Source organism: Herbaspirillum sp. SJZ099, assembly GCF_007828355.1.
Lineage (GTDB): Bacteria > Pseudomonadota > Gammaproteobacteria > Burkholderiales > Burkholderiaceae_D > Herbaspirillum.
On the sequence record NZ_VIUO01000004.1, the window covers coordinates 45,254 to 64,468 of the forward strand.

At 62.9% G+C, this 19,215-nt stretch carries 17 protein-coding genes and 1 other RNA gene; 12 read left to right on the top strand and 6 right to left on the bottom strand.

Features of this window, described 5'->3' with window-relative positions:
* Window positions 1-23 precede the first annotated feature (23 nt).
* The 6 genes from FB597_RS10430 (at window position 24) to FB597_RS10455 (ending at window position 5,216) form a co-directional block, all read left to right on the top strand.
* A complete protein-coding gene (locus FB597_RS10430) occupies window positions 24-320 on the top strand; it encodes a hypothetical protein (protein WP_144769500.1) in 297 nt (98 codons plus the stop codon).
* Window positions 321-591: 271 nt separating this feature from the next.
* Complete coding sequence (gene dusA / locus FB597_RS10435; protein ID WP_255463932.1) at window positions 592-1,593, top strand: tRNA dihydrouridine(20/20a) synthase DusA; 1,002 nt, start codon at window positions 592-594, stop codon at window positions 1,591-1,593.
* An 84-nt stretch (window positions 1,594-1,677) separates the two neighbouring features.
* A complete protein-coding gene (gene ribBA, locus FB597_RS10440) occupies window positions 1,678-2,799 on the top strand; it encodes a bifunctional 3,4-dihydroxy-2-butanone-4-phosphate synthase/GTP cyclohydrolase II (protein ID WP_141911779.1) in 1,122 nt (373 codons plus the stop codon).
* A gap of 60 nt (window positions 2,800-2,859) precedes the next feature.
* Entirely contained in the window at window positions 2,860-3,348 is a 489-nt protein-coding gene (gene ribH, locus FB597_RS10445; protein WP_141911781.1) for a 6,7-dimethyl-8-ribityllumazine synthase, read from the top strand.
* A gap of 102 nt (window positions 3,349-3,450) precedes the next feature.
* Complete coding sequence (nusB, locus tag FB597_RS10450) at window positions 3,451-3,918, top strand: transcription antitermination factor NusB (RefSeq protein ID WP_141911784.1); 468 nt, start codon at window positions 3,451-3,453, stop codon at window positions 3,916-3,918.
* Between the two features lie 119 nt (window positions 3,919-4,037).
* Complete coding sequence (locus tag FB597_RS10455; RefSeq protein ID WP_144769501.1) at window positions 4,038-5,216, top strand: pyridoxal phosphate-dependent aminotransferase; 1,179 nt, start codon at window positions 4,038-4,040, stop codon at window positions 5,214-5,216.
* Between the two features lie 118 nt (window positions 5,217-5,334).
* On the opposite strand, the gene FB597_RS10460 is transcribed toward FB597_RS10455, so the two are convergent.
* Window positions 5,335-6,321 (bottom strand): transglycosylase SLT domain-containing protein, encoded by a 987-nt coding sequence (locus FB597_RS10460; RefSeq protein ID WP_141911789.1) that lies wholly within the window; start codon window positions 6,319-6,321, stop codon window positions 5,335-5,337.
* A gap of 466 nt (window positions 6,322-6,787) precedes the next feature.
* On the opposite strand from FB597_RS10460, the gene ubiD reads away from it, so the two are divergent.
* Together ubiD and ffs are read left to right on the top strand one after the other, a co-directional pair.
* A complete protein-coding gene (ubiD, locus tag FB597_RS10465) occupies window positions 6,788-8,272 on the top strand; it encodes a 4-hydroxy-3-polyprenylbenzoate decarboxylase (protein ID WP_141911791.1) in 1,485 nt (494 codons plus the stop codon).
* 130 nt (window positions 8,273-8,402) lie between these two features.
* Window positions 8,403-8,501: signal recognition particle sRNA small type (gene ffs, locus FB597_RS10470), an RNA gene on the top strand.
* Between the two features lie 94 nt (window positions 8,502-8,595).
* Here ffs and FB597_RS10475 read toward each other — a convergent pair.
* A complete protein-coding gene (locus tag FB597_RS10475; protein WP_141911793.1) occupies window positions 8,596-9,624 on the bottom strand; it encodes a glucokinase in 1,029 nt (342 codons plus the stop codon).
* 259 nt (window positions 9,625-9,883) lie between these two features.
* Window positions 9,884-11,701 (bottom strand): tetratricopeptide repeat protein, encoded by a 1,818-nt coding sequence (locus FB597_RS10480; RefSeq protein WP_141911795.1) that lies wholly within the window; start codon window positions 11,699-11,701, stop codon window positions 9,884-9,886.
* A gap of 347 nt (window positions 11,702-12,048) precedes the next feature.
* Here FB597_RS10480 and FB597_RS10485 point away from each other — a divergent pair, with 347 nt between their 5' ends.
* Window positions 12,049-12,732 (top strand): fumarylacetoacetate hydrolase family protein, encoded by a 684-nt coding sequence (locus tag FB597_RS10485; protein WP_144769682.1) that lies wholly within the window; start codon window positions 12,049-12,051, stop codon window positions 12,730-12,732.
* 420 nt (window positions 12,733-13,152) lie between these two features.
* A complete protein-coding gene (locus tag FB597_RS10490; protein WP_141911797.1) occupies window positions 13,153-14,607 on the top strand; it encodes a DEAD/DEAH box helicase in 1,455 nt (484 codons plus the stop codon).
* A gap of 105 nt (window positions 14,608-14,712) precedes the next feature.
* Here the strand turns inward: FB597_RS10490 and gluQRS are convergent, their stop codons facing one another.
* Window positions 14,713-15,597: a tRNA glutamyl-Q(34) synthetase GluQRS gene (gene gluQRS, locus FB597_RS10495; RefSeq protein ID WP_141911799.1), complete on the bottom strand. Its 885-nt coding sequence runs from the start codon at window positions 15,595-15,597 to the stop codon at window positions 14,713-14,715.
* Complete coding sequence (locus FB597_RS10500; protein ID WP_141911802.1) at window positions 15,594-16,532, bottom strand: LysR family transcriptional regulator; 939 nt, start codon at window positions 16,530-16,532, stop codon at window positions 15,594-15,596. The genes gluQRS and FB597_RS10500 overlap by 4 nt, the downstream gene beginning before the upstream one ends.
* 162 nt (window positions 16,533-16,694) lie before the next feature.
* Between FB597_RS10500 and FB597_RS10505 the strand changes: the two genes are divergently transcribed.
* The gene (locus FB597_RS10505; RefSeq protein WP_141911804.1) at window positions 16,695-17,396 is read left to right on the top strand and encodes a pirin family protein; all 702 of its coding nucleotides are present in this window, start codon (window positions 16,695-16,697) and stop codon (window positions 17,394-17,396) included.
* Between the two features lie 84 nt (window positions 17,397-17,480).
* On the top strand, window positions 17,481-18,056 hold the full coding sequence (locus FB597_RS10510) for a flavodoxin family protein (protein WP_141911807.1): 576 nt from the start codon (window positions 17,481-17,483) through the stop codon (window positions 18,054-18,056).
* A 71-nt stretch (window positions 18,057-18,127) separates the two neighbouring features.
* Here FB597_RS10510 and FB597_RS10515 read toward each other — a convergent pair whose 3' ends face one another.
* Entirely contained in the window at window positions 18,128-19,018 is an 891-nt protein-coding gene (locus FB597_RS10515; RefSeq protein ID WP_141911809.1) for a sulfurtransferase, read from the bottom strand.
* Window positions 19,019-19,215: the final 197 nt, after the last annotated feature.

Consider the following 19,215-nt stretch of genomic DNA (forward strand, 5'->3'; position numbering starts at 1 on the left):
AGGTCTGGGCTGATATCTTTTTTGTGAATACCAGATATCAGCACAATAAAGCAGACAGCTATGATGCGCTGCCATATAGTTACACCTGTCTCCTCCAATTTCCTCCTAAAGAATTGGATTCAAGCCCGCAACTTCGGTTGTGGGCTTTTTTTTTTGCCGCGTTTGCCTTGTTTCCCCTGCACGTGCCTAGCGCATGGGGCCTTGTGGTTGGCGTGGCAACGATTGATATCAAGCTGCCTGGTTGCCGCGGGAAGGCCATTTCCGCAGGCGGCATGGCTGGTTTTATTTCCACGGCACTATTTTTGTGCATTGCGAAATGACGGCTGTCGGTTTGTGGTGCAGAATCGTGTCCGCAGTATAAAAATCCTATCTCACAGAGGATAGAGGGGACACCAGCCCGCAACGCGAAAGCCTTGCGGGCTTTCTATTTGCCCGCCGATTTGCCCTGTGCATGGCCGGCGATTGACCGCCGGCGGCGCCTGCTTGCAGCCCGCCATGCCATCGCAGACACTGGAGATGCGGCGCGCCGGATCGCCCATCGGCGGCCGAAACGATTTACGGATTACGATCCTTTAGCACATGAAGAAACACTTGCCCCCACGCACTGTCAGCGTGGCCCCGATGATGGATTGGACCGACCGGCACTGCCGCGTCTTCCATCGCCAGATCACGCGCCACACCTGGTTGTACACCGAGATGGTGACCACCGGCGCGCTGCTGCATGGCGACGTGCCGCGCCATCTCGATTTCAACGAGGAAGAGCACCCGGTCGCCTTGCAACTGGGCGGCAGCGAGCCGGCCGACCTGGCGCATAGCGCGAAGCTGGGCGAGCAATGGGGCTATGACGAGATCAATCTGAACTGCGGTTGCCCGTCCGAGCGCGTACAAAAGGGAGCGTTCGGCGCTTGCCTGATGGGCGAGCCGGCGCTGGTGGCCGATTGTGTCAAGGCCATGCGCGACGCGGTGTCGATCGACGTCACCGTGAAGCACCGTATCGGCATCGACGACGTGCAATCGTATGATTTCGTGCGCGATTTCGTCGGCGCCATCGCCGAAGCGGGTTGCAAGACATTCATCGTGCACGCGCGCAACGCCATCCTGAAGGGCCTGAGCCCGAAGGAAAACCGCGAGATTCCGCCCTTGAAGTACGACTATGCCTACCAGTTGAAGAAAGATTTCCCGGAACTGGAAATCCTGATCAATGGCGGCATCAAGACCGTGGCCGAGATCGACGAGCATTTGCAGCACGTGGACGGCGTCATGCTGGGCCGCGAGGCTTACCATAACCCTTACCTGATGGCCGGTTTCGACGCGCGCTATTACCCGACCCTGGACGGCGGCCGCCAGCCGAGCCGCGAACAGGTGATCGCCGCCATGCTGCCATACATGCAACGCCAGCTGGCATTGCACGGCGACAATGGCCGCGGCCTGCGCCTCAACAGCATGACCCGCCATATGCTGGGCCTGCTGGCCGGCGTGCCCGGCGCGCGCGCCTTCCGCCAGACGTTGTCGGACTCGAAGAGGCTGGCGCTGGGCGATCCGGCCCTGTTACAGGAAGCGTTGGCGCGCACGCAGGCCATCCAGGATCAATAAATCGCGGCAAAGCACGCCACAGGCAGGGTGAGGACGCCCGCAATCCTTTAAAATAGCGGGTTCCAGATGGGAAAAGAAAATCATATGCCACTCGCTACAACAGAAGAAATCGTCGCCGAACTCCGTGCCGGACGCATGGTGATCCTGGTCGACGAAGAAGATCGCGAAAACGAAGGCGATCTGATCCTGGCGACCGATTTCGTCACGCCGGAAGCCATCAATTTCATGGTTACGCATGCGCGCGGCCTGGTATGCCTGACGCTCACCGAAGAACATTGCGACCAGCTCGACCTGCCGATGATGGCCAGCCGCAACGGTACGCAGTTCGGCACCAACTTCACCGTCTCGATCGAGGCGGCCGAGGGCGTGACCACCGGTATTTCCGCCGCCGACCGCGCGCGCACCATCCAGGTAGCCGCGGCCAAGCACGCCAAGCCGTCGGACCTGGTGAACCCGGGCCATATCTTTCCGCTGCGCGCGCAAAAGGGCGGTGTGCTGATGCGCGCCGGCCACACCGAAGCCGGGTGCGACCTGACCGCCCTGGCCGGGCTGACGCCGGCCGCCGTGATCTGCGAGATCCTGAAGGACGACGGCACCATGGCGCGCCTGCCGGACCTGATGGAGTTCGCCGAGAAGCACAGCCTGAAGATCGGCACGATTGCCGACCTGATCCATTACCGCAGCCGCAACGAGAGCATCATCGAGCGCGTGGCCGAACGCGACATGCAGACCGTGCACGGCAACTTCAAGGCCATCGCCTATCGCGACACGCCATCCGGCGGCGCGCATTTGGCGCTGGTGCATGGCGAGATCCAGCCTGGCCAGGAAACCCTGGTGCGGGTACACCAGCCGGTGTCCATCCTCGATTTGCTGGAGTCCGAAGTCACCACCCATTCGTGGAACCTGGCGGCCGCCATGAAGGCGGTGCAGGCCGCGCCGGGCGGCGTGGTGGTGCTGCTCAATTGCGAAGAATCGGCCCAGCAGATGTTCGACCAGTTCGGTGCGCTCAACCAGGTTGGCGGCGCCAATGCCGCCAAGCCGCTGCGCGCCGACCGCCTGGATTTGCGCACCTATGGCATCGGCGCCCAGATCCTGAAGGATTTGGGCGTGTGCAAGATGAAGCTCCTGGCCAGTCCGCGCAAGATGCCGTCGATGGCAGGCTTCAAGCTGGAAGTCACCGGTTACCAGGCGCGCGATGGCGTATAAGTAGTACGGAACGACCAAGATCAGCAATCACGCAAGTCAACAACCTAATAAGGAAAAGCCATGACCATTGGAACTTTTGAAGCGGATTTGAATGGCGAAAGCTTGCGCATCGGCATCGTGCAGGCGCGCTTCAATGAAGACGTCTGCCATGGCCTGCTGGCGGCCTGCCTGGCCGAATTGAAGCATTTGGGGGTAGCCGACGAGGACATCCTGCACGTCACCGTGCCGGGCGCCCTGGAAATCCCGCTGGCCCTGCAGAAGATGGCGGAGACCGAGCAGTTCGACGCGCTCATCGCGCTGGGCGCGGTGATTCGCGGCGAAACCTACCACTTCGAGCTGGTTTCCAACGAATCGGGCGCCGGCATCAGCCGCATCGCGCTGGATTTCGGCGTGCCCATCGCCAACGCCGTGCTGACCACCGAGAACGACGAGCAGGCTGAAGTGCGCATGGCCGAGAAGGGCGCCGACGCGGCCCGCGTTGCGGTCGAAATGGCGAACCTGTCGATCGTCCTGGAAGAGCTGGGCCAGGCGACCGACGAAGAGGAATAAGCCGTTGCCGCGCCGCTGCACAGGCAGCAGCGCGGCGGTTTTTTCCGGCAGTTTCAAGTATTCATTCAAGTAAAGCATTCACGGCTTCGCGCCGCACTCATCATGTCGAACAAATCTCAACACGCCAATTCGAACAAGAATCGCACACCGCGCCACCGGGCGCGCGAGTTCGCGTTGCAGGGCTTGTACCAGTGGCTGCTCAACCATGAGGACAGCGGCGCAATCGAAGCCCACATCCGCGAAGCGCACGGTTTCGACAAAGCCGACGCCGAACACTTCGACACGCTGCTCAACGGCGCCATCCGCGATGCCCAGGCATTGCGCGCCGGCCTGGCGCCGCTGATCGACCGCTCCATCAAGGAACTGTCGCCGGTAGAGCATGCCGCGTTGCTGATCGGCGCCTACGAACTGCAACATCACATCGAGATTCCCTACAAAGTGGTGATCAACGAGGCCGTGGAATTGACCAAGTCTTTCGGCGGCATCGACGGCCACAAGTATGTCAACGGCGTGCTCGATCGCTTCGCGGCGCAAGTGCGCGCCACCGAAGTCGGCGCCGGCCGCCGCTAAGCACTTGTTCGCGGCGCGGCGCCTCGGGCGGCCGGCGTCAAGCCCGGTGGCCGCCCGGCCGCACCATCTCTGTTGCATGCGCTGCCGCCCAGGCGCGCCACCCGCTTCCCGGATTTTCCATGAGCCTGAACGAACTCGCCTCCCGCCTCAATAACATCGCCCCCTTCCACGTCATGGAGCTGGCCAAGAAGGCCGCCGTGCTGGAGCAGCAGGGGCGCCATATCATCCACATGGGCATCGGCGAACCCGACTTCACCGCGCCGCCGGCGGTGGTGGAAGCCGCCACGCGCGCCATGGCCGACGGCAAGATGCAGTACACCTCGGCGACCGGCTTGCCGCAATTGCGGCAGGCGATTTCCGACCATTACCGCAGCGTCTACGGACTGGAGATCGCGCCCGAGCGCATCGTGGTCACGGCCGGCGCCTCGGCGGCCTTGTTGCTGGCCTGTGCCGCGCTGGTGGAGAAGGGCGCGCAAGTGTTGATGCCGGATCCCAGCTATCCTTGCAACCGTCATTTCGTCGCGGCTTTCGAAGGCCAGGCCAAGCTGATCGCCAGCGGCCCGGAACACCGCTTCCAGCTTTCCGCGCAGATGGTGCGCGAGCACTGGAGCCAGGCCACCCGTGGCGTGCTGCTGGCTTCGCCGTCCAATCCGACCGGCACTTCCATCCTGCCCGGGGAATTGCGCGACATTGTGGCCGAAGTGCGCGAGCGCGGCGGCTTCACCATCGTCGATGAGATCTACCAGGGCCTGTCGTATGAGGGAACGCCGTTCTCGGCGCTGTCGCTGGGCGAGGACGTGGTGGTGATCAACAGCTTCTCCAAGTACTTCAACATGACCGGATGGCGCCTGGGCTGGCTGGTGTTGCCGCCGGCCCTGGTGCCGCAGATCGAGAAGCTGGCGCAGAACTTGTTCATCTGCGCCTCATCGATTGCCCAGCATGCCGGTGTGGCTTGCTTCTCTGCCGAGTCGATCGCCATCTATGAAGAGCGCAAGGCGGAGTTCAAGCGCCGCCGCGACTATATCGTGCCGGCGCTGGAAAGCCTGGGCTTCAAGGTGCCGGTGGTGCCGGACGGCGCTTTCTATGTCTACGCCGATTGCAGTGCGCTGTCCGACGATGCCGACCGGCTGACGCTCGACATGCTCAACGAAGCGGGCGTGGTACTGGTGCCGGGCCTGGATTTCGGCCCCTTTACCGCGCGCCGCTATATCCGCTTGTCGTATGCGACGTCGATGGAAAACCTGCAGGAGGCGGTGGCGCGCCTGAAAACCTTCTTCGCCAGCCGCAAGGCGGCCTGAGGATACGGAGGATATCGATGGCGTCGGCTGCCGAGGCGTTGGCAGCAGGAAAAGAAAAAGGAGCCCGAAGGCTCCTTTTTTGCGTTTTGAATACCGGTAATATTCAAGCGCAACACGCTCATAAGGCAGCGAGTTGTTCTTCCGTCCGCGGCTTGGCGGCAGATGCCGAGGCAACGTTGTTTGCGGCTGCCGGCTTGGGCTCGGCGCTGGCGGAGACCGCCGGGGCTGCCGGCGGCAGCTTCACGGTCGCGGTGGTGTAGATCGACACGTTCTTCCCCATCGCCACTTGCTTCAGGTTCTGGTATTCGGACAGCACCTTCACGCCGTAGCCGCCGTCGTTGGCCATGTCAGCCGCGCCGACGTAGGACTTCAGGCCGGCTTCGATGGAGCCGCCGCGGGTCACGTATTCTTTCAGGATCTGCGAGCCGACACGGATGTTGGCAACCGGATTCAGGGCTGCCTTGATGCCGCCCAGGTCCTGGAACTTGTCATGGTGCACCTTGGACATCACCTGCATCAGGCCCTGCGCGCCCATCGGGCTTTCGGCGAAGGGATTGAAGCGGGACTCGATGGCGATCACCGACAGGATCAGCAGCGGGTCGAGCTTGATGTCGCGTGCCGTCAGGTAAGTGGCCGATACCAGCATGTCGGCGGCATCGTTGGCCACGCGGTAACGCTTGGCCAGCCAGCTGGTCACCAGCTTCTGCTGGCGAGGCGTGCCCAGCAGCTGGCGGTCTTCTGCCGACATTGCCGGGCCGGTTGCCGACGCCGTTGCGGCAGCCCCAGCGATCACCGGAATGGTGGGAACCGGCGCCGCCGGCGACATCAGTTCGGCCAGCGGCGGCACAGCCACTGCGTCGGCTGTTTGCACGTCGTCGGCCGAATCCGAGAAGGGCGACATGCTGATCAGCTTGTCGGCCAGGTCCGGATTGAAGAACATCAGCCCGAGTACGAACAGGGCGGCGATGCCGAGTACCGTGATTGCACGGTGGGCAACGCTGAAAAATTGACCAATGCGCGCGTTCAGGGATGCATTCCAGAGCGCGGCACGCTGAACCATCTGCGGGGCGCCTGCTAAAGGCGCCTCGGTAGCTTGGTTAGACATTGAACCTCCTGCGTTATTGCGGCAAATACAGGGCTCGCCGGCCAAGAAGTGGAGACCGGATAGCTGGACTGGCGTTGCTGCAATCTATTACGTTACCGTCGCAAGGCGTTACGGCAAGTAGTCATCCGCGAGGCCTGCTGGCCGTGCCGTCGGATGACGATGTTTCGGGGAGTAAGGCTGACGCCTTGGATGACACTTCTTTGTGTTGCTGGGACCCCGGTCCCTGGATACCTTGCAAGCTTGTTGTGATTGTTTCAAGCCTGTTGAGCTTCTTGGCTCACGCCCTTTCGTTTAGGGTGGGCGCATTGTAGAAGTCACTTTATATCGAGTCAATACTATAAAAACTGTTTTTCATAACTTTTGTGTCTCATTTTCAGCGTGGCCTTTCTTCAAAAATCAATAGAATCAAGCGTTTGCCGGGGATACCTGAGCCGGCTGTCATGCAAAAAGAAATTTGTTAAAAAGTATGAAATACACGGATCTGCGCGATTTTATTTCCAAATTGCAACAAAAAGGCGAATTAAAGCGCATATCCCTGCCTGTTTCCTCCCATCTGGAGATGACCGAGATCTGCGATCGCACGCTCCGGGCGGAAGGTCCGGCGCTCCTTTTTGAGCGTGTGGATGAGAAAAATATCCCGGTCTTAGCGAATCTTTTCGGTACTCCGCACCGGGTCGCATTGGGCATGGGCGCTGAAGATATCGGGGAATTGCGCCGTATCGGCCACTTGCTGGCGCGCCTGAAAGAGCCGGAGCCGCCCAAGGGTTTCAAGGATGTGCTGGGCCTGGGGACGCTGGTCAAGTCGCTATGGGACATGGCGCCCAAGGAGCGCAGTTCGGCGCCTTGCCAGGATGTGGTGTGGGAAGGCCGGGATGTCGACCTCTCGCGTCTGCCCATCCAGCATTGCTGGCCGGGCGACGTGGCGCCGCTGATTACCTGGGGCCTGGTGATTACCAAGGGGCCGCACAAGAAACGCCAGAATCTGGGGATCTATCGCCAGCAGGTGCTGGGCCCGAACAAGGTGATCATGCGCTGGCTGGCGCATCGCGGCGGCGCGCTCGATTTCCGCGAGCATTGCATCGCCAACCCCGGCCAGCCTTATCCGGTGGCGGTCGCCCTGGGCGCCGATCCCGCCACTATATTAGGAGCGGTGACGCCGGTGCCGGACAGCCTGTCCGAATACCAGTTCGCCGGCCTGCTGCGCGGCAGCCGCACCGAGCTGGTCAAGGCCATGGGCAGCGAGTTGCGCGTGCCGGCCTCAGCCGAAATCGTGCTGGAAGGGCATATCTATCCGGATGCAGACCATCCTTCGGGCTATGAGCACGCGCTCGAAGGCCCCTATGGCGACCACACCGGCTATTACAACGAGCAGGACTGGTTCCCGGTCTTCACCATCGACCGCATCACCATGCGCAGCGACGCCATCTACCATTCGACCTATACCGGCAAGCCGCCCGACGAACCGGCGGTGCTGGGCGTGGCCTTGAACGAGGTGTTCGTGCCGCTGCTGCAGAAGCAGTTCTCCGAAATTACCGATTTCTACTTGCCGCCCGAAGGCTGCAGCTACCGCATGGCGGTGGTGCAGATGAAGAAGTCGTATGCCGGCCATGCCAAGCGCGTGATGTTCGGCGTGTGGAGTTTCCTGCGCCAGTTCATGTACACCAAGTTCATCGTGGTGGTGGACGAGGACGTCGATATCCGCGACTGGAAGGAAGTGATCTGGGCCATCACCACGCGGGTCGATCCGGTACGCGATACGGTGATGGTGGATAACACGCCGATCGACTATCTCGACTTCGCCTCGCCCATCAGCGGTTTGGGCAGCAAGATGGGCATCGATGCCACCAACAAATGGCCGGGCGAAACCAGCCGCGAGTGGGGCACGCCCATCGCCATGAGCGACGAGGTCAAGCGCCGCGTGGACGATATCTGGCAGCAGTTGGGGATCTGATCGGCCGCATGGCCATCGACTGAAAAAGCCGCGCAATTGTATAAACAATTTGCGCGGCTTTTCATTGTGGCGCAGGCGGGATGCCGAATTCGCTGGCCGGGGCAGTGTGAAATGGAGTACAATTCGCCCCGGCGGGCCCCTGCGCATTGTGGCATGGTCAACCTGGTCAGGTCGGGAACGAAGCAGCCACAGCCATTTCCCGCAAGTGCCGCAGACAAGGCTCGCCTCTTCTCTTTCTTCTCTCCCGTCGTCTACATCGCCTGCCAAACGCCTTGAACCTCAGGCAACGTTGGTGTGCCGCGCATTCGGCCCGCTAGCTTCGGTTATGCAGCGCGCTTGTCGCCCAGCTTGTCTCCGAGGATGGCGGACACCCCGATGAAGGCCGGATAGTCGGCGGTAATCACGAAGGTCGGGATCTTTCTTGTCAGCGCCGACATGCGCCCCTTGTTCTCGAAACGCGGGCGGAACGGCGAACGCGCGAAGTAATCGCCCAGATGCGGCACCACGCCGCCGCCGATGTAGATGCCGCCCAGCGCGCCCAGCGTGAGCGCCAGGTTGGCCGCCACGGTGCCGAGCATGCTGCAGAAAATATCGACGGTTTCCTTGCAGTGCGGATCGCCTTGCCGCAGGCCGCGTTCCACGATCTGTTCCGCCTTGAGCGCTTCGCTTGGCAGCCCTTCGATGTCGCGCAGCGCCTGGTGGATCAGTTCCAGCCCCGGCCCCGATACCAGCCGCTCGGCCGACAAATGCTCGTAAGTACGCCAGCCATAGGCAAGAATTGCGGCCTCACGCGGATTGGCCGGCGAGAAGGACACATGCCCGCCTTCGCTGGCCAGCGGCAGCCAGCGCTCCCCGCCATATACCAGGCCGCCCACGCCCAGGCCGGTGCCCGCGCCGACCAGGCCGATGGGGCTGCCGGCTACGGCCTGGCCTGCGCCCACTTGCTGCAGTTCGGATGCGGCCAAGCGCGGCACCGCCATCGACAGCGCGGTGAAATCGTTGACCAGCAGCAGCGTGTCCAGGCGCAGCAATTGGCGCGCCGCTTCGATCGAGAACGCCCAGTCATGGTTGGTCATCTTGATCTGGTCGCCTTGCACCGGATTGGCGATGGCCACTACCGCATGCCGTACCGGCGGCTGGCCGGCTTGTTGCAGGTAGGCCTGTACGGCATCGGTGAATTCCTGGTAATCGGCAGCCGACAGGGTCTTGATGGCTTCGATGCGGCCCCGCCCGGGTTCCAGGGCGAAGCGCGCGTTGGTGCCGCCGATATCGGCTAGCAGGCGCGGGCCGTCGGCATGCTCGCCGTGGCCGGCATGGGTGGTGGCGTTGCTGCTCGGTTGGCCAGTCTGCATTCCCGTGGTCCTTGTCGTTGCGGGATGGCGGTGGGTGGCGCCGCCATCCATGTTGTGTCAAAGGTATCAAGAGATACGAAAGGGTACGAAGAGGATAACCAATTTCCTGCCTGTCCTGCCTGTTATGAGGCCGCATGCCGGCACAGGTTCCGGGCGCACGTCTGGTCGATGGGTAGTCCGCTGGCGCGAGGCGTGAAAAAGCCGGATTGCCTGCAGGAAGCAACCCGGCGACTGATCCGGCGCGATGGCGTTTGCGGGCTTATTCGCCGGCAAGGTGCAGCGTCAGCGCTTCCTGCATTTGCGCTACGACGCCGCTCCAATCTCCTTGGGTATCCTGGCGGAAGATGGTGAAATTCTGGTACCAGGGCGAATCCGTACGGTCGACCTGCCAGCGCCAGCAGCCGTTGAAGCGATCCAGCAGCCAGACCGGCTTGCCCAGCGCGCCGGCGAGATGGCACACCGATGTGTCGACGCTGATGACCAGGTCGAGATTGGCAACCAGTGCGGCGGTTTCGGAAAAGTCGGTCAACTGGGCGGAGAAGTCGTGCACACGGTCGCGCAGCGGATGCGCTTGCAACTGCGCGACGGCAGCCTCGCCCACCTGGAGCGAGACGAACTCGACGCCGCCCCGGCTGCGCGCCAGTTCCACGATGGGGGCCAGCTCGGCAAACGCAACCGAACGCATGGCATCGATGGCCACCGCGCTGGGATCGGTCGACTGCGAGCTGCCGGACCAGGCCAGCCCCACGCGCAAGGCGCGGTTTTGCGGCAGGCGCCGGTGCCAAGCGGCCCATTGGCCGGGGTCGGTGCTCAGGTAAGGCGCACGCGGGATGGCGTCTTCGGAAAAGGTTTGGCAGGCCAGCGGCAAGCTCATCAGCGGGCAGTGGAAATCGAAAGCGCGATGCAACGCGCCGCCGCGGGCGACTACCTCGCTCACGCCGGGTACAGTGCGCATCAGTCGTTCCAGCGCCGGCTGTACCTCAAGGATGACCTTGGCGCCTTTTGCCGCGACTACCGACACGTAGCGCGCAAATTGCAAGGTGTCGCCGAAACCTTGTTCGGCATGCAGCAGGATGGTTTTTCCTTGCAGGGATTCTTGGCCAAGCCACAGGGGCTGCTGGAAGCTGCGCCGCTGGTCTTGCATCTGCCGGGTTTCCCAGCGGGCTTCGTACTGCTGCCAGCCGTTGCGGAAGTCGCCTTGGCGCAATTGCATCAAGGCCTCGTTCCAGCGCGCCGAGTTCGTGGCCGGATCGAGCATCTGGGCCCGGCGATAGCTTTCCTTGGCTTCGTCGAAGCGGCGCAGCTCTTCCAGCGTCGCCGCGCGGTTGAACCACAGGTCATGGGAGCTGTCGTCCAGCGCCAGGGCGCGATCATAGGCTTCCAGCGCCTCATGGGGGCGGTGCAGGCGGAACAGTACGTAACCCCTGTTGATATGCGCCTGGGTGAAGTCGGGGGCGGCGGCAAGCGCGCGGTCATAGGCCTCGAGCGCATCGCCGAAACGATAAAAGTCCTTGTGGGCATTGCCCAGGTTGAACAGCGCTTCGATGAAATCCGGCCGCAGCGCCACCGCACGCTTGTAGCTTTCCTGGGATTCGCGGAAGTTGAACTGGTCGTACTGGCAGTTGCCGCGCTGGAACCAGGCCTCGGCGTTGTCCGGCGCGATCGCCACGGCCTTGTCGCAGTCCGCGAGGGCGTCGCGGCTGCGCCCAAGCCGCCGCAGCACCTGCGCGCGTTTGATGAAGGCATCGGCGAAATCGGGCTTGAGTTCGATGACGCGGTCGTAGCTCTGGACGGCATCCTGGTCACGGCCGAGGTGTTCCAGCGCGCCGGCATGGTCGAAATAGGTATCCACGTGCCGCGGATTGAGTTTGATCGCTTTTCCCAACTGCATTTCGGCAGCGTCCCAATCCTCCTGGTGCAGCTTGAGCATGCCGTACAGGTAGTTGGCTTCGAAGTGGCCGGGCGCTTTGGCCAGCGCTTTTTTGTAGAGTGCTTCGGCGGGCGCCATCTGGCCCTTCTGATGCAGCGCCAGCGCCTGTTGCAACAGGATGGTGGCGGCATTTGCTTGTTGACGCATAGGAATATGGAGGCTTGGTCTGCTGCAATGAAAAAAGCGGAGTGGCCGGCAATACCCGGCGCCGCGCGTTGTGCTGCCGCAAGTGTCCCAAATTCGCCGTTTTTTATCCAGCGGATTACAGCCGGAATTGCCGCCTATATCTTGGAACCTGTTTCCGCGCGAGATCGGGAACAGGTTCCTGGCCGGCGGCATTGGCGGCAGGGCCGTGAGGGCAGTGCCAAGCAGCCCTGCGCCTTTTCTTTTACACTGGGCACCGGCAAGGCGACGCCAGTGCGCCGCGCCGTCATAGATTGAGAAATGCAGAAATGGCCGCTCGACCGGCCACCATCCACTACGGAGTCTTCCCGATGAGTTTCGCCATCCCCGCGCCTGTCCAGTCCACTATTCCCGTGGTTGGCGGCGATCCTTTCCCGGTGCGCCGCATCTATTGCGTCGGCCGCAACTACGCCGCCCACGCCCGCGAGATGGGCCATGACCCGGACCGCGAACCGCCATTCTTCTTCATGAAGCCGGCCGACGCCATCGTGCCGACCGATTCGGTGGTGCCTTATCCGGCGGCCACCAGCGACTATCACCACGAGATCGAGATGGTGGTGGCATTGGGCCGGGGCGGGCGCGACGTGCCGGTGGAAAAGGCGCTGGAACTGGTGTTCGGCTATGCCGTCGGGCTCGACATGACCCGTCGCGATATCCAGGCCGCCGCCAAGAAGCTGGGCCGTCCCTGGGACATGGCCAAGGGCTTCGACCAGTCGGCGCCGTGCGCGCCGCTGCTGCCGGTATCCAAGGTCGGCCATCCCGACAAGGGCGCGGTCTGGCTCAAGGTCAATGGCGAAGTGCGCCAGCAGGGCGATTTGTCCGACCTGATCTGGAGCGTGGCGGAAACCATTTCCTACCTGTCCGGCCTGGTCGAGCTGTTCCCGGGCGACCTGATCTACACCGGCACGCCGGAAGGCGTGGGCGCGGTGGTCAAGGGCGACCGGCTGGAAGGCCATGTCGACGGTCTGCTCGATATCAACGTCACCATCGGCTGATCCGGGCGGGTTGGCTTCCCGGCCCAATGAAGCAGGCGCCGCGGCCTTGACGGGGCGGCGCCGGTTTTTTTGGATGTCTATATCGATGTCAAAATGGCAATGTTTTTGCCGATTTGCCTCGCCTTCGCAGGGGCGGACACCAAACTGTCATGAAGCCTGTTGCGATGCGGCGTATAATAGCGATCTTCCGGGCAATACCATCGGCGCGCCTTCTGCGCGTTGGCACGCACAGATTCGGTGTGAACAGGTACTGGCCCGGTCAGCAGATGCATCATCCGAAGCGAGCCGCCGCGTTGATTTGGCCCGGCCTCGCGTAATACTCTTCAACACTGAAAGCAATTGAACCCGTGCGCATGCACCCCATGCATCGGAGCCGTTGTACAGGCTGCCGCGGCGCTGTCGCACCGTTCGCAATAAACCATGTCCGACACCACGTCCGCGTCCGCAGCATCGACTGCACCCGCCGTCCGCTTTGAAGATTTCGGCCTTTCGCCGGATATCCTGAAGGCCTTGGCCGAGCAAGGCTATGTCCATCCCACCCCGATCCAGGCACAGGCGATCCCCGTCGTGCTGCAGGGACGCGATGTCATGGGCGCGGCGCAGACCGGCACCGGCAAGACCGCCGGGTTCTCGCTGCCGATCATCCAGCGCTTGCTGGCCTATGCCAGCACCAGCGTATCGCCGGCGCGCCATCCGGTGCGCGCGCTGATCCTGACGCCGACCCGCGAGCTGGCCGACCAGGTGGCCGAGAACGTCAAGGCCTATTCGCGCTTCACGCCGCTGCGCTCGACCGTGGTGTTCGGCGGTATCGACATGGCGCCGCAGACGGCCGCATTGCGCGCCGGCGTGGAGATCGTGATCGCCACCCCGGGCCGGCTGCTCGACCACGTGCAGCAAAAGACGGTGAACCTGTCGCAGACCCAGATCCTGGTGATGGACGAGGCCGATCGCATGCTTGACATGGGCTTTTTGCCCGACCTGCAGCGCATCATCAACCTGCTGCCCAAGCAGCGCCAGAACCTGATGTTCTCGGCGACCTTCTCGCCTGAAATCAAGAAGCTGGCCGCCAGCTTCCAGAACAACCCTGTCACCATCGAAGTCGCGCGCAGCAACGCCACCGCCGAGACCGTCACGCAAACCATCTACAAGGTGGATGAGAGTGCCAAGCTCGAGGCCGTCACCCACATCATCCGCGAGCGCGGCTTGAAGCAGGTGATCGTATTCTCCAATACCAAGATCGGCGCCTCGCGCCTGTCGCGCCAGCTGGAAAGCGATGGCATCAAGGCCTCGGCCATTCACGGCGACAAGAGCCAGTCCGAGCGCATGGCCGCGCTGGAAGCCTTCAAGCAAGGCCAGATCGAAGTGCTGGTGGCGACCGACGTGGCCGCCCGTGGTCTCGATATCGCCGAACTGCCATGCGTGATCAACTACGACCTGCCTTACAACGCCGAGGATTACGTCCACCGCATCGGCCGTACCGGTCGCGCCGGCGCATCGGGCGATGCCATCTCGCTGTTTTGCGATAAGGACGAGCGCCTGCTGGTCGATATCGAAAAGCTGATCAAGAAGAAATTCGAACGCGCGGAACTGGCCGGCTTCGTCCCGCGCACGCGCGAGCGCCATGAGCGTGCGGAGCGCGGCGAACGCAGCGTTCGCGGTGAGCGCAGTGAACGCGCCGGCCGTCCCGAGCGGAGCGAGCGCAGCCGCGACGGCGGCGCCCCGGTGTCGCGTCGCGAAAAGGTGGATCCATGGTTCCTCAAGCCTTACGAGCCGACCGGTGCCGCAGAGGTATCCACCAAGCCGGAAATCCTGCCCAAGTCGAATCGTCCCAAGCCTAAGGTAGCGGCGCTGCTGGGTGGCATGCCCAAGCGCTGAGCCGCTCCGGTTCAAGATCCAAGTCCGTAAAGTCCGCAAAAAAGTCCGCATTATGCGGACTTTTTTTGTGGCATCGCGATGGCGGCCGGGTGGCGTTAGGTCGCGTCATCCGGCGCCGAAGCGCACATCCCAGGCCGCCAGCGCCAGGCGCCAGAAGCCCTCCCTGTCATGCGCTGCGGCCGTATCCAATCCCAGGAACGTCGCGGCCCGTTGCAACTCATCCAGCGGCCGGTGGAGATCGATCGCCTGCGCGCCGTTCTGCTTGGAAAATTTTTCGCCCACGTCATTCATCAGCAGCGGCACATGCAGGTAGCGCGGCGTCGGATAGCCCAGCAGGCCTTGCAGGTAGATCTGGCGTGCGGTCGAATCCAGCAGGTCGGCGCCGCGCACGATATCGGTCACGCCCTGCTCGGCATCGTCCACCACTACCGCCAGTTGGTACGCCCAAAAACCATCGGCGCGCAGCAGGATAAAGTCGCCCACTTCACTGGCCAGATGCTGTTGCTGCGGCCCCAGCCAGCGATCGTCGAAGCGCACCAGCTCGCCCGGCATGCCGGCGTCGGGGACGCGCAGGCGCAGCGTGCGCGCCGCCTTGCCGGGCGCCAGCCCGTGGCGGCAGGTGCCGGGATAGATGGCCGCGCCATCGCTGGCGATGCCCACGCGCGAGTCGGCGATTTCCTTGCGGCTGCAGCCGCAAGGGTAGGCAAGCCCACCCAGTCGTTCGCGTGCCGCCAGGTAGCGGGCCTTGCGCTGGCTTTGCACCAGCACCGGGCCGTCCGAATGCATGCCCAGCGCCGCCAGCGTCGCTATGATGCCGTCGGCGGCGCCGGGCACGGTGCGGGTTTCGTCGATGTCTTCAATGCGCACCAGCCAGCGTCCGCCGTGGATGCGCGCATCCAGGAAGCTGGCCAGTGCCGCCACCAGCGATCCGGCATGCAGCGGACCGGAGGGCGAGGGGGCGAAGCGGCCGACGTAAGCGTTGCCGCTCATGCGTTCCTTCCGGGCGCGACCGGGCCCAGCAGCGAGCGTTGCACCTCCGGCTGCGACAGATGCTGGATGAACCACTTCAGCGATTTGCCCTGTTCCGCCTTGGGCCAGGCGATCATGAAATTGTCGTTGGGTTTGGCCGCCAGCGTCTGCTTTTCGACCAGCGCGCCGCTGGCCAGGTAAGGCGCGGCCCAGATGCGCGGCAGGTGGCCGCAACCCAGGCCGGCCAATTGCGCTTCCAGCTTGTCGGCCACCGTGGCCACCGTCAGCGTCTCCTGGCCGGACAGCAGCCCCATGGTCAATGTCGGCAGCGACTGGCTGTTGTCGCCCACGGCCACGGCACGGTGGCTGCGTACCAGTTCGGCCGGCAGCGGCTCCGCGGCATGGGCCAGCGGATGGTGGGGCGCGACGGCAAAGACCCAATCCACCATACCCAGTTCATGCATCTGAAAGCGCCCGCTGGTGCGCACGATTTCCGGCCCGTCCAGCGTCACCCCGATGACCAGGTTGGCGCGGCCTTCGATCAGCTTCTCCCAGGCGCCGGTCAGCACGCCCGGAGTGAAGCGCAGCCGGGTGCCGGACTGTTCGCGGTCGAAGGCCTCGATGATCGGCCGCATCTTGCCGAACGGAATCAGGCTGTTGAGGACGATGTGCAGCTCGGTTTCGCGTCCGGTAGCGGTGCGCTTGACGCGCTGCTCGAGATCGTTGGCGGCCAGCAGCAGGTGGCGGCCTTCCTGCAACAACTGCTGGCCGGCCGGGGTCAACTGGGCGCGGTGGCCGCGGCGGTCGAACAGCAAGACATCCAGGTCGTCTTCCAGCTTGCGCACGCTGTAGGTGAGTGCCGAGGGCACGCGATCCAGGGCCAGCGCGGCGGCGGCGAAGCTGCCTTTGCGGTCGATCATGTCGAGGATCAGCAGGGATTCCAGGGTCAGGTTCAAGAGGGCGCCTCGGTGGGATCTGTCTTGTTTAAATTATTTGAATGAGCCGTATGAATTTTAGGCCTTATGCCAGAAAAAGATAGTGTCTATAGTGGCTACATCGACAAACAATTTGTATGAATCAATCCGAGACATACAGAATTCACTGAAAGGGGTGTTGTCATGATGCAACTGCGCAAAGCAAACGATCGTGGACACGCCAACCACGGTTGGCTGGATTCGTATCACAGCTTTTCCTTCGCCGACTATTACGATCCGCAACACATGGGCTTCGGCCCGCTGCGGGTGATCAACGAAGACCGCGTGGCCGCCGGCCAGGGTTTTGGCACCCACGGCCATCGCGACATGGAGATCATCTCCTACGTGCTGGAAGGCGAACTGGCCCACAAGGACAGCATGGGCAACGGCAGCGTGATCCGCCCGGGGGACGTGCAGCGCATGAGCGCCGGCACCGGCGTGCGCCATTCCGAGTACAACCACTCGCAGGTTGGCGGCGCGCACTTCCTGCAGATCTGGATCATGCCGGATCGGGACGGCGCCGAGCCCGGTTATCAGGAAGCGCATTTCTCGGCCGCCGACAAGGACGGCAAGCTGCGCCTGGTGGCCTCCAAGGACGGGCGCGACGGTTCGGTCAGCATGAACCAGGATGCGCTGCTGTACGCCGGCCTGTTCGACGGCGACCAGCACGCCAGCTACACGCTGCCGCAAGGGCGCCTCGGCTATGTGCACGTGGCGCGCGGCAAGGTGAGCGTCAACGGCCAGGCGCTGGAAGCCGGCGACGCGCTCAAGCTGGCCGAAGTCGACAAGCTGGAGATCAACGGCGGCGACAAGGCCGAAGTGCTACTGTTCGACCTGCCGCGTTAAACCTTGTTGTTGCAGTACCCGCCGGAGCCGATCACCCGGCGGTTTTTTTGAAGTACCCAAACTCCCACTCGAGAAGGAAACATCATGACTAAAGTCGCCATCGTCTACCATTCCGGCTACGGCCATACCAAGAAGCAGGCCGAAGCAGTCCATGCCGGCGCCGCGGCGGTTGCCGGCGCCAGCGTCGAGCTGATCGCCATCAATGCCGAAGGCAATATCACCGACGCCGACTGGGCGACGCTGGATGCGGCCGACGCCATCATCTTCGGTTCGCCGACCTACATGGGCAGCGTTTCGTGGCAGTTCAAGAAATTCGCCGACGCCTCGTCCAAGCCCTGGTTCAGCCAGAAGTGGAAAGACAAGGTCGGCGCCGCCTTCACCAACTCGGCCACCATGAACGGCGACAAGCTGTCGACCCTGCACTACCTGTTCACGCTGGGCATGCAACACAGCATGATCTGGGTCGGCACCGGCCTGATGCCGGCCAACAGCAAGGCTGCGCAGCGCAACGACATCAATTTCGTCGGTTCCTTCTCGGGCCTGATGGCGCAAAGCCCGTCGGATTCCTCGCCGGAAGAAGGCCCGCTGCCGGGCGACCTGGAAACCGCCAAGCTGTTCGGCGCGCGCGTGGTTGAGACTGCCGCCAAGTTCAAGAAGTAACCGGGCTTTCGCCCAGCAAAAAGCCCACCTCTTGCGAGGTGGGCTTTTTCATTGGAGCGGAGCGCGGACGATCAGGCTTGCACGGCGGCCGCTGGGGCGGCGTCGGCCGTCGCGCGTTGCTTGGGCGCGCAATGCGGGCATGACTTGCCCGGCACGTAGTCCGGCGACAACTGCTCGCGCGGCGTGACCACGGCGCGGCAGGCGAAGCATTGCGCGGTCTGGCTTTCCTTCAGGTCGGGGCTCAGCGCGGTACGGTAGTCGAACACGAAGCAGTCGCCTTGGTAATGGGCGCCGCCGACTTCCTCGAAGTAGCGCAGGATGCCGCCTTCGAGCTGGTAGACGCTGTCATAGCCGATGTTCTGCATGTGGATCGCGGCCTTTTCGCAGCGGATGCCGCCGGTGCAGAAGGTGACCACCGTCTTGCCGTCGAAATCGGGTTTGTGCTCGGCGATGACTTGCGGAAATTCGGTGAACTTGGCGATGCGGTAGTCGACCGTGTGCTCGAAGGTGCCCACATCGACCTCGAAGGCGTTGCGGGTATCGACCATCACCACGGGTTTGCCGTTGTCGTCATGGCCCTGATCCAGCCAGCGCTTCAGGTCCTGCGGCTCCACCGACGGGGCGCGGCCTTGTTCCGGCTTGATCAGCGGGTGTTTCATCGTGATGATCTCGGCCTTGAGCTTGACCAGCATGCGGGTGAAGGGTTGCTTTTCGGAAAAGCTCTCCTTGACCACGATGTCGGCGAAGCGCGCATCGGCGCGCAGCCAGGCCAGGAAGGCGTCGATCTCGTGGCGCAGGCCGGCCAGGAACAGGTTGATGCCTTCCGGGGTCAGCAGTATGGTGCCGCGCAGGTTGTGCTTCTGGCAAAACTCAAGGAATTGCGGACGCTTTTCGGCCGTGTCGTCGAAGGTGATGAATTTGTAGGCGGCGATGTTGACGTAGGGGGTATCCGGGGACTGCATGGTTGTTTGCTCTAAGTCTTTGAATTGTCAGCATTATATACGCGCGAGCCCCGTTTTCGCAGCTATTTGGCGCTTCGCTGATGCAGATCAAGCACGCATCGCAGCCGCGCTCGGCAGGCTTGCGCGCGGCCTTGTCAAGCAGGGTTTGCGTACGCAAAAACCGGCGAATTCGGAGCAGAGGAGCTCCCAACCTCCGG

What these genes read in the sequence shown, in the direction of transcription:
- ribBA (WP_141911779.1), top strand. Translation starts at nt 1,678, where the DNA reads ATGCCACTCGCTACAACAGAAGAAATCGTCGCCGAACTCCGTGCCGGA.
- ribH (WP_141911781.1), top strand. Translation starts at nt 2,860, where the DNA reads ATGACCATTGGAACTTTTGAAGCGGATTTGAATGGCGAAAGCTTGCGC.
- nusB (WP_141911784.1), top strand. Translation starts at nt 3,451, where the DNA reads ATGTCGAACAAATCTCAACACGCCAATTCGAACAAGAATCGCACACCG.
- FB597_RS10455 (WP_144769501.1), top strand. Translation starts at nt 4,038, where the DNA reads ATGAGCCTGAACGAACTCGCCTCCCGCCTCAATAACATCGCCCCCTTC.
- FB597_RS10460 (WP_141911789.1), bottom strand. Translation starts at nt 6,321, where the DNA reads ATGTCTAACCAAGCTACCGAGGCGCCTTTAGCAGGCGCCCCGCAGATG.
- ubiD (WP_141911791.1), top strand. Translation starts at nt 6,788, where the DNA reads ATGAAATACACGGATCTGCGCGATTTTATTTCCAAATTGCAACAAAAA.
- FB597_RS10475 (WP_141911793.1), bottom strand. Translation starts at nt 9,624, where the DNA reads ATGCAGACTGGCCAACCGAGCAGCAACGCCACCACCCATGCCGGCCAC.
- FB597_RS10480 (WP_141911795.1), bottom strand. Translation starts at nt 11,701, where the DNA reads ATGCGTCAACAAGCAAATGCCGCCACCATCCTGTTGCAACAGGCGCTG.
- FB597_RS10485 (WP_144769682.1), top strand. Translation starts at nt 12,049, where the DNA reads ATGAGTTTCGCCATCCCCGCGCCTGTCCAGTCCACTATTCCCGTGGTT.
- FB597_RS10490 (WP_141911797.1), top strand. Translation starts at nt 13,153, where the DNA reads ATGTCCGACACCACGTCCGCGTCCGCAGCATCGACTGCACCCGCCGTC.
- gluQRS (WP_141911799.1), bottom strand. Translation starts at nt 15,597, where the DNA reads ATGAGCGGCAACGCTTACGTCGGCCGCTTCGCCCCCTCGCCCTCCGGT.
- FB597_RS10505 (WP_141911804.1), top strand. Translation starts at nt 16,695, where the DNA reads ATGATGCAACTGCGCAAAGCAAACGATCGTGGACACGCCAACCACGGT.
- FB597_RS10510 (WP_141911807.1), top strand. Translation starts at nt 17,481, where the DNA reads ATGACTAAAGTCGCCATCGTCTACCATTCCGGCTACGGCCATACCAAG.
- FB597_RS10515 (WP_141911809.1), bottom strand. Translation starts at nt 19,018, where the DNA reads ATGCAGTCCCCGGATACCCCCTACGTCAACATCGCCGCCTACAAATTC.